Annotated in this window: 9 protein-coding genes and 1 pseudogene; 4 read left to right on the forward strand and 6 right to left on the reverse strand. The window is 51.8% G+C overall.

Annotated elements, in window-relative coordinates; translation table 11 throughout:
- The first annotated feature begins 407 nt into the window (after nucleotides 1-407).
- Nucleotides 408-914, forward strand: a complete 507-nt coding sequence (locus tag BJJ97_RS01485) for a DUF3060 domain-containing protein (RefSeq protein ID WP_095992880.1) — start codon at nucleotides 408-410, stop codon at nucleotides 912-914.
- Between the two features lie 143 nt (nucleotides 915-1,057).
- Here BJJ97_RS01485 and BJJ97_RS01490 read toward each other — a convergent pair whose 3' ends face one another.
- Complete coding sequence (locus BJJ97_RS01490; RefSeq protein WP_095992881.1) at nucleotides 1,058-2,458, reverse strand: RtcB family protein; 1,401 nt, start codon at nucleotides 2,456-2,458, stop codon at nucleotides 1,058-1,060.
- A 260-nt stretch (nucleotides 2,459-2,718) separates the two neighbouring features.
- On the opposite strand from BJJ97_RS01490, the gene BJJ97_RS01495 reads away from it, so the two are divergent.
- Complete coding sequence (locus BJJ97_RS01495; RefSeq protein WP_039317193.1) at nucleotides 2,719-3,030, forward strand: ArsR/SmtB family transcription factor; 312 nt, start codon at nucleotides 2,719-2,721, stop codon at nucleotides 3,028-3,030.
- 81 nt (nucleotides 3,031-3,111) lie between these two features.
- Here BJJ97_RS01495 and BJJ97_RS01500 read toward each other — a convergent pair whose 3' ends face one another.
- Complete coding sequence (locus BJJ97_RS01500) at nucleotides 3,112-5,406, reverse strand: TonB-dependent siderophore receptor (protein WP_095992882.1); 2,295 nt, start codon at nucleotides 5,404-5,406, stop codon at nucleotides 3,112-3,114.
- Nucleotides 5,407-5,828: 422 nt separating this feature from the next.
- Between BJJ97_RS01500 and BJJ97_RS01505 the strand changes: the two genes are divergently transcribed.
- Nucleotides 5,829-6,812: a helix-turn-helix transcriptional regulator gene (locus tag BJJ97_RS01505; RefSeq protein WP_095700587.1), complete on the forward strand. Its 984-nt coding sequence runs from the start codon at nucleotides 5,829-5,831 to the stop codon at nucleotides 6,810-6,812.
- Nucleotides 6,813-6,919: 107 nt separating this feature from the next.
- Nucleotides 6,920-8,248: an MmgE/PrpD family protein gene (locus BJJ97_RS01510; protein WP_095992883.1), complete on the forward strand. Its 1,329-nt coding sequence runs from the start codon at nucleotides 6,920-6,922 to the stop codon at nucleotides 8,246-8,248.
- Nucleotides 8,249-8,371: 123 nt separating this feature from the next.
- Here BJJ97_RS01510 and BJJ97_RS01515 read toward each other — a convergent pair whose 3' ends face one another.
- The 4 genes and pseudogenes from BJJ97_RS01515 to BJJ97_RS22435 form a co-directional block, all read right to left on the reverse strand.
- Nucleotides 8,372-10,084 carry a hypothetical protein gene (locus tag BJJ97_RS01515; RefSeq protein WP_095992884.1) on the reverse strand — a complete coding sequence of 571 codons (1,713 nt, stop codon included), beginning with the start codon at nucleotides 10,082-10,084 and terminating at the stop codon, nucleotides 8,372-8,374.
- Between the two features lie 113 nt (nucleotides 10,085-10,197).
- Nucleotides 10,198-11,376, reverse strand: coding sequence for a dienelactone hydrolase family protein (locus BJJ97_RS01520; protein WP_095995303.1), 1,179 nt, complete (start codon nucleotides 11,374-11,376; stop codon nucleotides 10,198-10,200).
- 224 nt (nucleotides 11,377-11,600) lie between these two features.
- Complete coding sequence (locus tag BJJ97_RS01525) at nucleotides 11,601-12,224, reverse strand: hypothetical protein (RefSeq protein WP_039483703.1); 624 nt, start codon at nucleotides 12,222-12,224, stop codon at nucleotides 11,601-11,603.
- A 246-nt stretch (nucleotides 12,225-12,470) separates the two neighbouring features.
- A pseudogene (locus tag BJJ97_RS22435) lies at nucleotides 12,471-14,377 on the reverse strand (rhamnogalacturonan lyase).
- Nucleotides 14,378-14,429: the final 52 nt, after the last annotated feature.

Here is a 14,429-nt window from a genome sequence, read left to right on the forward strand (position 1 = left end):
CGCTCTTGTTCCCGCTTGTGGTGTCCATGCCTGGGTGCCAGCGTGTGGATGTAAGGTAGTAGAGTGTCCGGTCCAGCCTCGTCAGCATATCAGGATTTGAATTGATTGTTAATTCGTTCACATAATAGCAACATTAATTTTTATTCAACTATGCTATGTGCCCAATTTCACTATCACTGAAAAATGCCGACATCAGCAGAATAGCATGTCCCTGACGGCGCACACTAACTATGCTGAGTTAACCACATAATAGGTAAGTTTTTAACAACATAGCGCGATTAATCATCGTTTGGTGGCGTAGTGATAATCAGAATGTTCGCAATAGAGTCGGGAAAAGTGTTAACAGATGATAGGTGCCTTCACGGCAACGATGCCGGATGACCTCTTTGATCACAGGAAAAAATGCCATGAAGATAAAACGGTATCTGCCAATGGTTTTCGCTACTGCTTTCGCGTTCACTGCATCCGTCTATGCCGCCCCTATCGAGCTGGAGGGGATCGGTTTAACGCGCGATATTCCCTGTAATGGCAATGATGTCACTATTTCAGGCAACGGCAATCACATCGTACTGACCGGAAAATGTGCCGATATTTCCGTCTCGGGCTCTGAGCACAACATCACGTTCGATACCGCAACATCGCTTACCGTAACCGGTTCAGAGATTGCCGCCACAGGTCAATCGACAGGTGACTTGACTGTCGCCGCGTATAAAAACACCATCCGCACGCACATCCTTGCCGAGGATAAACCAGCGAAGGTGAATGTGACGGGTACGGAACATCATCTCGATCTGGATTTTAAGGGCCCCGCCGTTGTTTCCTTTAATGGCATCAGCAACCGCCTCTCATGGGGAGGAACAGAGCCGAAACTCTCTTCCAGCGGTGCTAATAACGTCATCAAACAAAAACCATAATTTGCTGCGTTTATTCCTCTGAGAGATGCCCGATAAATGGATTCCGGCAACGAAGAACACACGACCCAATCGACAGCTCGCCGATTGGGTCGTCATTTTTAGTACAAAGACTATCGAATCAATTCCCGCTAGAGCGGGTCACATCAGGCCTTAAACGTCAGCCACGGGCGCAGCCGTGCCACGGGTTGAATCAGCCCTGACTGCGCCTGAATATCAATCACAGGCGCAACGGGTTTATAGGCCGCGGGCGCTTCTTCACGCAGGCGTTCGTCTTTCAGTGTGATGCATTGCCAGGGCAACGTATCTGCCTGCTTCGCCGTATCGACCTTGTTACGCATACTTTGCCGACGTTCGGCACGCCCTGCGCCGTGTGAACACGACCACAGCCAATCGGGATTGCCCTTCCCTGTAACGAGATAAGAGTAATCACCCATTGAACCGGGAATCAGCGCAAACTCCCCGGCTTTGGCGGGTGTCGCGCCTTTGCGATGCAGGTTCATCCCGTGTTCCGGCAGAATAATGTTATGCGACAGATCGACCACCAGCTTGCTCGTATCCCGCGTAAACACCTGCTTCCAGGAAGCGCGAATCAGTTCAGTCAGCACGATCCGGTTGATCCACGCATAGCGTGCGGCGACGCCCATGACTTCCATATACTCCGTCGCCTGCTCATCAACCAGACCAAACAGGCCGGACTCCGGATATTTTTCGCCCGCGGGCCAGCAGGCTCGCGCTTTATCGATCCCACGCTGGCCGACATAAAAACCCACGTCTCGTGAACCAGTGTGAATCATCACCACAACTTCGCCTTCCTGCACCCCAGCCTGATACGCCGCGTGCCTGTCCAACACGGCATCGACAATTTGCAGCTCAACGAAATGGTTACCCGACCCTACCGTGCCCAGACTGGAGGGTCGAAGTATCTCGCGAGGCGCAAAAAACGGCTCAGGCGCATGTCGACTATTGGCATGAACCGCATCGGTTCCGGCGATGGAGCCGAGTTCCGCCGACAGCCGTCGGAAGTCCACCTCCTGCCAAAGCCCCTGCTGAGGCAGTGCCGCCAGCCACGCTGGCAACCCTTCATCAAAGAGCGCGGAAAACGAATCTGGCGTAACGGGAACATCACGCCGATCCAGCAGTAACGTGTTTTTGAGCGCCTGAATCAGCGCGGGTTTGTGCTCATCAGCATCCGTATGATGCACGCCCGTTGTCAGCAAGCGCATGCCACAATTGATATCCGTCCCAATCGCCGCAGGGATAACGAAGTTCTCCGTTGTGGCAACAATGCTGCCGACAGGCGCAAGCGTACCGGGATGGAAATCCGGCGTCGCGCGAGCAGCACAGACGCGTGCATCGCTGCCCGGTAGGTGAACCGAGGCGAAATCCAGCAGTTGCTGAACCGCCTTTTCTTCCAGCGGCAACGTGTCCGGCAACAGAATCTGCGCTTCTGCGTTCTGCCTGCGGAGATGATAAATAGAATGTTGGTAATCGGTGTCTATCCCCAAACGGGATAAACGTTTTTGTAAGCGAGTAAATGTAGACATGGTGCTACCTAGAAAAACAAAAAATCGCTCCTCCCGTTTCGGAGAGAAGGTTGTTTTTCCTGCAGCAGCAGATTCAGGAAAGGATGTCGGGCTATTCTAGGGAGGAACGCCTCTATTGTAAACCGCAGGTCGCATCGAGCTGGGTCCGTTATTAACGGTTTTATCGATGTCAGTCATTATCCTCGCTCATGGCCGAGGGTATGATAAGCTCAATACATTAGGCATCACTAAATTAGTCAGTTGCGCAGGATGGTAGGAACATGGCGTTGAGCAATTCGGATCGAGAATTCATGCAGGACGGTGCGGCAAAAGCCGCAGCGATGCTGCGCGCGATTGGCAACGAGAACAGACTACTGGTGCTTTGCCTGCTTATCGAGCACGGTGAAATGTCGGTTGGCACGCTGCTTGAACACATCCCGCTCAGCCAGTCCGCCCTCTCGCAGCATCTGGCGAAAATGCGTGAAGAAGGGTTGATTAGCTACCGGCGCGAATCGCAAACGCTATACTACCGCATCGAAAATCAGGACGTGGAAAAAATCGTCGCCACCTTAAAAGGCATTTTCTGTCCCTGATCGCGGCAACGGCACGCCATAAAAAACGCCACGGCACAATAGCACCGTGGCGTTCGCGATTCAGTATGACGGATATAAAGCTTAGAACGACGTATTCACGCTAACAAAGAAAGTCCGTCCCGGTTCGTTATAGGTTGCCGCACCAGCACCCGCGATGGTAACCACGTTATTGTTCACCACATCCTGCGCATTACCCGCACGGAACAGGCGTTTATCAAACAGGTTATCAACCCCACCGGTCACGCTCAGGTTCTTGTTAAACTTATAGGTACTGCTTAACCCGAACAGCGCATAAGGGCTTAACTCATTGGTTGCGCTACCCGTTACGCGCTCACCTTTGTAGTTATATTTCTTCGGCTTCTGGCGACCATACCAGGTCACATCGGCCAGGAAGGAAAGGCTCTCCGTCGCCTGCCAGTCTACCGATGAATTCAGGGTAAACTCCGGCGTAATCGAGAGGTAATCTCCCGTGGTTTTATTTTTCGATTCCAGCATCCAGGTCAGGTTGTTACGCCAGTTGATGGTCTCCGTGACGGGAACGGTCAGGTTACCTTCCAGCCCCTGAATAACGGCTTTCGGTACATTGCCCCACTGGAAGATATTGGCGTTGGCATATTGGGCATTGGTGCCGCCCACCGCTTTGCCGATGACATTGTTGCCTGCTTCAATCTTGTTACGGTAATCGTTATGGAAGTAAGTGATACCCGCGATCAACCCATCACGGTGAAACTCCAGACCAATCTCTTTATTCAGGCTGGTTTCCGCCTTCAGGTCTTCATTACCGATCAGGTAGCAGGACGTGCCGCCAGCACAACCCTGTCCACGGCTATAAAGGAGATAATTCTCGTTAGTCTGATACAAGTTCGGCGCTTTGTAAGCACGAGCGATACCTAACTTCAGCGTGTAGTCGTCACCCAGTTCCTGCGACAGGTTGAGCGACGGGCTCCAGTTGGTGCCGGCCGTGCTGTGATGATCGACACGCAGTGCCGGCGTCAGCATGGTGCTGTCCGTCAGTTGGACGTTATCTTCCACGAAGGCAGAAGCCAGACGAGCAGCGGATTTCTCACTGCGGCCACTGCTGCTCAGCGAACCCACACTGCCCGCTTCGGTTGTCGTCTGCAAGTTCGAAACCGGATCTTTCATCTTCTGCTCGTTCCACTCAACCCCGAACGTGAGCACCTGATCGACCCAGACATTTAGTGGAATATTCACTTCGTTATGCGCAGTGAAATTATCCAGCTTGATCGTGCCATATTGGTTCGGACTCGTCGTATCAAAAATCCCTTCTAAACCGCCAGACAGTCCCTCAAGGATACGGGTATTGTGCGTGCGCTCGTATTGCAGATACGACGTAGAGCTAACGCCGCTGTCCCAGTAGCCGCGATGCGTGACCGCAAAGTTCTGGCGGTACATGCGGTTGGTTTCCTTGCCATAATTACTCACGACAAGCGGGTTGGTGTTGGTATTTTGCGAATCGCCCGCATAGATATTGCCCTGACGGCTGGAACCCGCTTCGAACTCCAACGCCTGCTGCTTGGTCATATCCCAGCGCAACAGGCCGTTGATATCTTTATTACGCACGCCTTCACGCCCGGAAGGCAGTGAAGCTGACTGATTGCCCGCGCGTGCGGACTGATGCCCTTCGTTAATATCGCGTGCATCAGCCTGGGTTTTATTCAGGTTACCGTACAGACGGAAGCTCAGACTGTCAGTCAGTCCGCCCATCAGGCTGAAATCGGTACGTTTGGTGGCGCCTTCTGCACTATGCTCCGGCGCATTCAGGAAAGTGTTCCAGGTGCCATGCCATTCCTGACTTGGCTGCTTGGTGATGATGTTAACCACGCCGCCCGCTGCGCCGTTACCATAGCGCGCCGCCGCAGGGCCGCGCAGCACTTCAATGCGCTCGACCATATCGGCAGGCACCCAGTTGGTGTCACCACGGGTATCGCGCTCGCCGCGCCAGCCGTAACGTACTGCCGTACGGCTCGACACGGGCTTGCCATCCACCAAAATCAACGTGTTTTCCGGTCCCATGCCACGGATATCGATCTGGCGGTTGTTACCGCGCTGGCCGCTGGTTGAGTTACCGGACAAATTGACGCCCGGCATGGTGCGAATCAGATCGGACAGATCGTTAGCAGGCGGACGCTTACTGATATCTTCGGCCGTAATCACCGACACGCCCGGAGCCTGACGGGTTTGCTCAGCGGCCGTCACCACCATCGTGTCGCCCGATGTTTTACTTTCGGCCTGATTCTGCACCTGAGGGGCAGGTTCTGTTGCAGGCGAGGTCTGCGCAGCGCTCAGAAACGACGTCATCCCGCAGCTAACGCCAATGAGCGTCGCCAGATAACGACGCGATTGTGGTAGTTTCATCAAAATTATCCTGCCCTGTAAGAAATGAATAAGTAGCCTGAAAAAGGATCAACATCGCAGCCGGTACAGCGACACCTAACGACAATCAGCAAAACGCTGAATAACGGCGGAGATAAAACGCGCAAACGTGGCGGTTATCGGGGAGAAGCGTCATGCCAATGGCATCACGTCGTGTTGTTATGAAATGCTGTGTGTAATCAATCAGCCCTTTTCTCCGCATTGCCGGAAATGGAAAATGCATTTATCGTGCAATGTGATGTTCTCAACGAAAAATGCTATTGAGAAGTATTTGCATTACCATTTTGGCGCGGTCATTGTTACATTTGTTATTCAGGACGGGGTTTGCTCTAGCAGCAAAATGTTTTGCCAAAGCATCAAAATGGAAGGCGCAGGTCGAAGGGTTTAATCAGGTAGGTAATCACGTGCGCAGCTTCACTCAGTCATCAAAGCCGATCTATAAAGATCACATCGTTCAGCAATCGAGTCTGGTCGCGAATGACTACCGTTTTATCGGGCCCCGGCTAATCGATAACACGCCAGTGCTATTCGGGTCGTTCACTGTCGTGCAGCTCAATCCGCATCTGATCCTGCATACCGCGGATGTGATTAATCGCCACAACATGAAAACCCAAAACCTGCTGGATGGCGCAATCAAGCTGGCCATCGTGGTCAGTGGCAATGCGCACATCTCATTTGGTCATCAGGAACTGCATCTGGGAGAGAGCCAGCCCGCTTCGCTGATTGCGCTGACGGAGCCGACGATGTTTACCCGCATCGGCAAGCGTGATGAATATGAGCGCACCATTACGCTGACATTCGACAGGGAATGGCTGTACGGCAATATGATGGACACCGTTGGCGACTGGCAAGCCATCCACGATTTCACGCAGACGCATCTGGCGACACACCTGTGGACACCGTCCCGACAGGCGCTGGCGATTGCCTTACAAACGCTGGATGCAGAGCCTTGCCAAACGCCGCTCCAGCGCCTTTATCTGGAAATGCAGTGTATGAGCCTGATTATCGAGGCCTTTACTTCATTGACCGCCAGCGTGGCGCAGGACAAAAGCAGCGGCGTTACTCTGCGCAGCTACCACCGTATTCAACAGGTCAGAGACATGCTGGAAAGCGGCAGCGCCGACCATCTTTCGATGAGTGAGATCGCTAAAAGCGTCAACATGAGTGAAAGCACGCTACAGCGCCATTTTCGCCAGACGTTCAATATGAGCGTGTTTGAATACCTGCGTAACTGCCGTTTGCAGCGCGCCATGCTGGCCTTGCAGAAAGATGGCATCGGCATTGCGCAGGCGGCCAGCATCGCCGGTTACAACAGCCCCGCCAACTTTGCCACCGCCCTGCGCCGTGCATTCGGTATTACGCCGGGACAGCTAAAAGACCGCTTCTGATTCTGAACCACTAATAACCAAATGGAATTTGTTATTCCGTTTGGTTATTAATCGCTATTCAGCGATGCACAGTAAATTAGTATTTTTCTGCCAGCACATGACTATCCATGACCAATCAGACTGATATCACCGCAACGCTTGCCCACCACATCATCCATAGCGAACCTAATCGAGAAGCGATAGAGGCCGCCCGCGACGGGGTGACTGACTTCGTTTCCACCGCACTTCCCATCGCACAGGGAGCGATTGCCGATAGCGGGCTCGCGCCGTTAAAGCAGGTCTTCAGCGGCACGGACAGCCTGACGCGCAGTCTGATCCTGGGTTATGCCGGTCACGTACTGGACTTTGACGATTATCATCCGGCGTTTCGCGGTCACCCCAGCACCGTCATTCTGCCTGCCCTGTTTGCCCTGGCTGCAGAAGATTCCTCCGTCACGGAAGAAGCATTTTTAACGGCGTATGTGATCGGCGTGGAAGCCGCAGGCAGAATCGGGCTGGCATGCGGCCCGCGTCATTACAGCCTCGGCTACCACAACACGGCTACGCTCGGTGCTATCGCCGCTGCCGCAGCCGCCGCACGTCTGGCTGGTGCTTCGGTAGAACAGACGCAAACCATTCTTGGACTGGCTGCCACACAGGCCGCAGGACTGCGGGCGCAGTTTGGTTCAGCGGTCAAACCGCTACATGCCGGGCTTTCCGCCAGAGCGGGGTTAACCGCCATCAAGCTGGGCTTAGCGGGCTTCGAGGGCAACAAACAGCAGGTGATTGACGCCTTTCTTGCCGCGCATGGCGATCAAAAACAGCAGCCGGAGCTGCTGGTTGAAAACTGGGGCGCGCCGTGGCGCATGCTGTCTCCCGGTCTGGAGTTCAAGCGCTACCCAACCTGTGGCGGCACCCACAGCGCTGCCGAGGCAGCTTTTGCACTGCGGGAGCAATGGCATAAGCAGAATGGTGCAGATGCCTATCTGGCCGATGCCATCGAACAGATCACGGTGACTTTCCCACCGGGTGGCGATGTTGCCCCCTTTATCCGTAACGCCACAAACGGCGTAGAAGCACGGTTCAGTCTGGAATATGTGATTGCGGCGGCGCTGATTGAAGGGGAACTGAAGCTGGCACATTTCTCGGAAGCCCCGGTTGAAACCACGATCTCGGCGCTGGCGAATCGCGTCATACGCCGCGCCGATGAAACCGCGCCACCCGATGAGCTTGACCCAGAGGCACGTTTTCATGAGGTTACGCTGCACCTGCGTAACGGCAGCACGCTAATCCATCGCACCACACGTCAGGAAACCTCAGCGCGCCCCACCGATCTCCGTGCCAAGCTGCAGCAAACCATCGGCTCGCTGACACATCTTGACAGCAGCCAGATCGCCGACCGCTGCGCATTACGGCAGGAAGGCGATCTACGCTATTTGCTTGGGCTACTGTTTTAACAAGATGCTGGTTTAACAAAATACGGGTTTAACGAGATGCGAGGTGCTGTCGATAACCGCCATTATCGACAGCACGATTACTGGCAATACCATTACCGACAACCACCACGCTGTCAGATCGAATTAGTCTTTCTGATGGGAAAGCCATTTCCCTTTTTCATCAAATACCGTCACGCCTGGCACTCTGGAGTAACTCCCTTCTCCCTCTGATTTATAGTGGGTCGCCAGTATGTGGGGAGAGCGATAGTCAAAGTTGAAATAGCCATCATCAGGATTCTTGACGATCAGCTTGCCCGTGCTGTCGATGAGACCTTCTTCTACCTTGAAGTAGCGATTATCAAGGTTGTTTTTAAAAGACGTCGCTTCACCATACGTAAACAGGTTCTTTTTCTCTTGCGCGGAAATAGCTGGGAATCGCGTCACATCAAGCTGACGTAATACATGCAGGAACATCAGACGTTCCAGTGGCGTTCCTGCATCTTTCGGGACTAAAAATTGTAATGTGAGTCCACTTCCCACATTCACATCGTATTCATAGCCGACAAACGCGCTGTCGCCATAAATAAAGATGTTATCAATTTCTTTACCTTCAGGGACGATCTCTTTGGTTTCAGCCATGAGTTCAGGAATCGACTGAGGAGCGACCTTAAAATAAACATCGTACTTAAACACTTCCGACGGGAATTTTATTTTAATGCGCGTTTTTGACATGCTCCGTTTAATAAAGCGCTCAGGCTTTTCCATGCGCTGTTCGAGTGCTTTCCAGATAGCCTGATGCATTTCTGCGATCTTAAATTCATCAGCGATCTTTACGCCATACTTCGCTTCCAATTCCGGCTGAGATAATGCCAGATCGTACATCGACAATGCCTGCTCGCCGCGGTAACGTTCGTCCATCGTACGCAGCACAGCAAATGCGTTGGCTAACGAGACGACATCTTCAGCATTCGCTAACCCAATAAAATAGCGCTGCTTAGCCTCATCATATTGAAAATAGGCGGCTTCCAATTTTCCTTGTTGGTTATCGTATGCCGCACCGTTTTCCGACTGGAATAACACGCCCTTTTGCCCTTTCAGCCACAAAGCCAGATTAAAATCCTCTTTTGCCGCGCTAACGGTAAACAAGTCAACGTCGGTGTTATTCTGCTTATCCCGATAGGTGTAGATCTGCGTGTCTTTATTTTCCCGGTCGATGAGTAGACGCCCCATCCTGCGAATATACATCCCGTGCTCTCGTAGGCTCAGCTTGTCGTACATGCTAAACGGCAGCTTAATCGTAAAATATTCTTCGGGATAAAAGGGAATACCGGGAAAATCATCCATCGGCGCGCGGTTAAATGCCTCTTTCTCTTCAAGAAGCTGCGCCTGATAGGCTTTTTTGCGTTCTTCAAAACGCTGCTGGATTTTGAGTAAATCGGGTGACTGTGCTTTTGTCTTTTTCAATACCATGGTGATTTCACAGTAATAAAATGCACAGGCTGATTTTTTATCTGACACAAAATGAACCGTGTTCTTTCCATCGATTTTTAACGTGTGCAACATACCGTTTATCTGCACTCGGTTATCTTTGATCTCCCTGGTATATTCGCCATCCGAAGTAGTGTAAATCACCTGCGTCGGCGTCAGACTGAAGTAGATATCGTCTTTAATGCCTTTGAAGCTTTGTGTGATATTTTCCTGAAGCTCATCTCTGTTTTTATTGGCTTCAGGATGTTTACTGTTATCAAACACAACGCGAACATCCTCAACCAGATATTTTCCCTCGCTCAGTGTTTCCTCTCCATTACAGCCCGACAGCCATAGCGCCATCATGATAATACCCAGATATTTCCTCATCACTTCGTCCCTGTAAAATTAAAAAGCCTCTGAATGCCGCGGCACGCAGAGGCGAGTCATGCATCAGTAAGCTGATGTTATCAAAAAACTTATTATAATTCAGGCACTGACGGCTAGGGCTTTAGCCATTGGTCTAAAAAGCTAAAGACTTCTTCCTGCTGTTCCTGATAGAAAACGTGCCCCAGCTCAGGCCAGATTTTGGTTTGCAGCTTGCTGTCCGCCCGCTGGGATTGCCACACCTTGTGCATTTTGGCGTAAGCATCTTCAACGGATTGCGTCGGGAACAGTTTGTCTTGACCACCGTTAAATAGCAGCATCGGTTTTGGCGCGGCGACGCTCGCCACATCAGGGAAATCAAAGCGCGTCGGTTGCCCCGGATGCAGCATGTAGAATGCCGACTGCCCTCTCAGCACATTGTTGCCCGGCGTCATCAGGCCGTCATACGTGCCAATCCAAGATACCGCTGCCGTTGCCGCGACCTTGTCGGATAGCGCGGCGAGCTGCCAGGCACGATAGGCGCCCATCGAGAAACCTACGACGCCAATACGTTGCTTATCAACCTGTTCAAGCGATGCCAGAAAGTCCGTCGCCCGCATGTCTTCGTAGGCCATCAGACCCGCGAGTGAGCGCCCCAGATTAAAGAAATTGCTCGCCAGCGCCTGCTGCTGCTCATATTTAATTGGCCCGCGCGAGCCCCAACCTAGCGCATCGACCGCCAGCACCACATAGCCCCGCTTCGCCAGTTCATCCCCGACAAAACGGCCGGTGAAGAACTTATCGGCCCACGCCTGTGCAGAATCGAGCTGCTTGTCATTGCCCCACGGTTTGATCATCTTCTCTTTGCCGATATCAAACTTCGCGCCGTGATCGTGTAGCAGGATCACCGCAGGATGCGGCCCCGCGCTTTTTGGCGTCAAAAGCAACGCGTCTACGCGGCTTTCATCGGTCAGGTTAAAGGCGACCTTCTCCGCCGTATAGCTGCCGCGATCCTGTTTTTCCATCGTCTGCGGGGCAAAGTCTTTGGTGGAATCCGGCGTCAGGAGCAGCGAACGCAGCGTTTTTCTCGACTGGGTTTGCCATTCGCTAAAATCCGTAAAATTCCCCGATAGCCAAGAGTCCGAGTAGGTCATCTGCTGTTTAAGCTGCGGATAAAATGAAGGCAGTCCTTCATCCGTCACCGCCTGATCTGTCGCGGGTTGAATCGTAGGGTTCATATCGTTCGCCATCAGTGAAGGACTGGTCAGCAAAGCCGCCAGTAGCCAGACAGAGGAGCGTAAGGTATTAAGATTCATCATAACCTCAAAAATAAAACGTCGTTTCTTTTTGAGGTTTGATTGTAATTGACGCCGCTAAAAATAAACGGACGGAACGCGCATTCTGCGAAGCGACTGGCAAAAAAGGTTCGTCGCAACAGCGTAGGCGCAGAGGGGAATACCACACACGTCAGCGATCAGAGTGTTCAATTTATTGCATAATAACGATTTGAAATCGCTTAACGTCTCAGAGCAGAACGACATCAGGCGGCTGATTCGTCTCGTTTGCGTTCAGCCACCAGCACAACTCCTTTTCGCGATTCATTAGGCGCAAGGCTCCATATATCGCTTTCGGGAATGCTGCGACCATCGTATCGAATCCGTTCTCCGTCATACGGCCAGAAAGTACGTTGTTCTGAGTCGAACACAAATACCTCAATGCCAACCTCTTTACGTGCCATACGCGCCCACAACGCCTTCCCACCAGGAAATTGAACGTTATCACTAACCAGCACGATACCGTCGTTAATGAGCGCCTTATACATAGCGCTGGCGACATTGGCGTTTCGTTCACGCTTAGTGACAATCACGCCTTCAACCTGAGTAAGGTAGTCACTCACCGGTTGCAGGTTCTCGTAATAACCTATGACAGCCAAAATAGTTTCGGCTTCGTCGTCGCTGTTACGGGATTTCAGATCAATCTTTGCGACAACAACATGCCGTAAATCACCGTTAACGTCATCAGGCTCTCCATATATGGCAACGGCATGATGCCGCTCATTATGGATATAAATATCCACGGCGCGACCATTCACGCTCGTTTCGCCAATTTTCCGATATTCCCGCGCCATAGTGGCGGGGCTATATGACATTGGAAGAATCGCCATATCAAAACTCCCGCTATCGTTGAGGACTGGTGACATTATAAGCATAGCCTGTTGCACTTCGTTGGGGTCTATAATACCAAACATCATGCGTGTTTATTAGCCAATTTTCGCAACAGCATTATCCTCGCTAACCTTGAGCCGGGCAGAACCAGGAATCATTTAGTTCGCACTAATCCGTGATACACCCCCAGATAACCCGATACGTTGGAAGAAAATCGGCACGATCGTCATCGTGCCGAGAAAACATTACTTAGGTACGGTATAAACACTTTCCCATTTCACCGGAAATGTCATTCCTTCACCAAGATAGAAGCTGGTATGCGGCGGCTGGTTATAGCCCGCATTCTGAGCCGCGACTTGTGTCCGATAGGCCGGGTCGTGCATCAACGTTGACATACGGTATGTAGTTTCCGACGTCGTGCTGAAAATCTGTAGTTCGCTACTGTCAGACTTGGGAATAATGAACTCTTCACGCCAGTCGCCAAACAGATCGGCACTCAGAACGGGTGTCGCTTTCGTCCCATTTATCCACGTCCCCGAATTGTAGGTATAAGCGCTGAATACCCGCTCGGTTTTCTCTTTAGCCGGTATCCATTTATCAATCGTCGCGCGATCCCATGTCTCACGCAGCAGATCGCCATCCCACCAGATAGCAAAATTGATTTGCGATGGTTTTTTATCGGAAATCCGCTCGCCTTTCGCATTAAACAACCCACCTTGCGAAGACCAGCATTCCACCCCTAAGTGAGCGGGATCGACATCCATACAGACGCCGCGCCCATTATCACCACCCGAACCGTTACTGTATCCCCAAAGGATCTTGCCCGTGGCGGCATCGTGCATCTCCATCGCGTTATTACCATACTGGTTCGCGGACTCATGTACCATAAACACCTGTTTACCAGCACGCGAAGGATCGAGAACGCTAAAGTGCAGCGCATCGCCATGCCCCAGACCAGTGGAATTCAATAGCTTGCCATTGCTGCCAATCGTTGCTGCGCCAAAGATAATGTCGTCTTTCCCATCCGCATCCGCATCGCCAGTACGAAGGTGGTGCGCACCTTGTCCATACGCCGTGTTCAGCACATCACCAGCCGTTCCGCTGTCATACGTCCAACGCTTCGTCAACTTGCCATTACGCCAGTCCCACGCGACAATCACCGCGCGCCGATAGTAGCCGCGTGAAAAAACCGCGCTCGGTCTTTCGCCATCAAGGTAGGCAACCCCCGCGAGAAAGCGATCAACGCGATTACCATAGCAATCACCCCAGTCGCATACATCACCGCGCTCGGGATATAATCCACCGTCGCCATTGCTTTCCCGGTTTGACCACTAAACACCGTCAGGTATTCTGGCCCAGAGAGAACATAACCATTGCCATTGCGATAATCCGCCTGACTATCACCAATGACATTTCCTTCGCCATCGATTGTCCCATCGGCGGTTTTCAGCATCACTTCGGCTTTACCGTCACCATCCAGGTCGTACACAATAAAGTCGTTGTAATGGGGGCCAGACCTGAGGTTTTTACCCAAATCAATACGCCAGAGGCGCGTTCCATCCTCTTTATAGGCATCAATATAAGTATTGCCGGTATAGCCAGCGTGCGAATTATCTTTTGAGTTACTCGGCGCCCACTTAATTACATATTCGTATTGACGGTCACCATCCAAATCACCAACGGATCCATCGTTCACCCCATAGGAATACACATCTCCTTTTGGTGTCACACCATCGGCAGGTTTCTTCAAGGGAATCGACTGATAACGTTGACCACTCAGTACAGATTTAGCGACATCTTCTTTTCCTTCGACGCCCTTAATGACCGGGCGTATCGCATAAGTAGAATCGGCTTTACCATCCGGATCGATAAAGTTAGTCGTTGTACTCAGAGGGGAAGGATTGATGAGTTGACCATCTCGATAGAGATTAAAAGCAATATTTTCAGGGTCAGTAGCAAACAGCCGCCAGCTTAAGAAAACATGTTTCGATGATTTGAATGCAAACAGTCCGCGATCCAGCAATTCAATTTGCTTACTTTTTCCTGCTGCATAAGCCGACGTCATCAGCCCATCCTGCCCACCGCCCATCAGTGTAGCAAGCAATGTAACAGCAATGACGCCTGCTCGCGGCGTTGATAAATAGCGTTTCATTTTCTCTCCTTGATTACGTGAAGAATGCCCTTACTCCCGTTGTACAAATTGC

It is taken from the genome of Pectobacterium polaris (assembly GCF_002307355.1).
GTDB classification, from domain to species: Bacteria; Pseudomonadota; Gammaproteobacteria; order Enterobacterales; family Enterobacteriaceae; genus Pectobacterium; species Pectobacterium polare.

What these genes read in the sequence shown, in the direction of transcription:
- BJJ97_RS01500 (WP_095992882.1), bottom strand. Translation starts at nt 5,406, where the DNA reads ATGAAACTACCACAATCGCGTCGTTATCTGGCGACGCTCATTGGCGTT.
- BJJ97_RS01525 (WP_039483703.1), bottom strand. Translation starts at nt 12,224, where the DNA reads ATGGCGATTCTTCCAATGTCATATAGCCCCGCCACTATGGCGCGGGAA.
- BJJ97_RS01495 (WP_039317193.1), top strand. Translation starts at nt 2,719, where the DNA reads ATGGCGTTGAGCAATTCGGATCGAGAATTCATGCAGGACGGTGCGGCA.
- BJJ97_RS01520 (WP_095995303.1), bottom strand. Translation starts at nt 11,376, where the DNA reads ATGAATCTTAATACCTTACGCTCCTCTGTCTGGCTACTGGCGGCTTTG.
- BJJ97_RS01490 (WP_095992881.1), bottom strand. Translation starts at nt 2,458, where the DNA reads ATGTCTACATTTACTCGCTTACAAAAACGTTTATCCCGTTTGGGGATA.
- BJJ97_RS01510 (WP_095992883.1), top strand. Translation starts at nt 6,920, where the DNA reads ATGACCAATCAGACTGATATCACCGCAACGCTTGCCCACCACATCATC.
- BJJ97_RS01515 (WP_095992884.1), bottom strand. Translation starts at nt 10,084, where the DNA reads ATGAGGAAATATCTGGGTATTATCATGATGGCGCTATGGCTGTCGGGC.
- BJJ97_RS01485 (WP_095992880.1), top strand. Translation starts at nt 408, where the DNA reads ATGAAGATAAAACGGTATCTGCCAATGGTTTTCGCTACTGCTTTCGCG.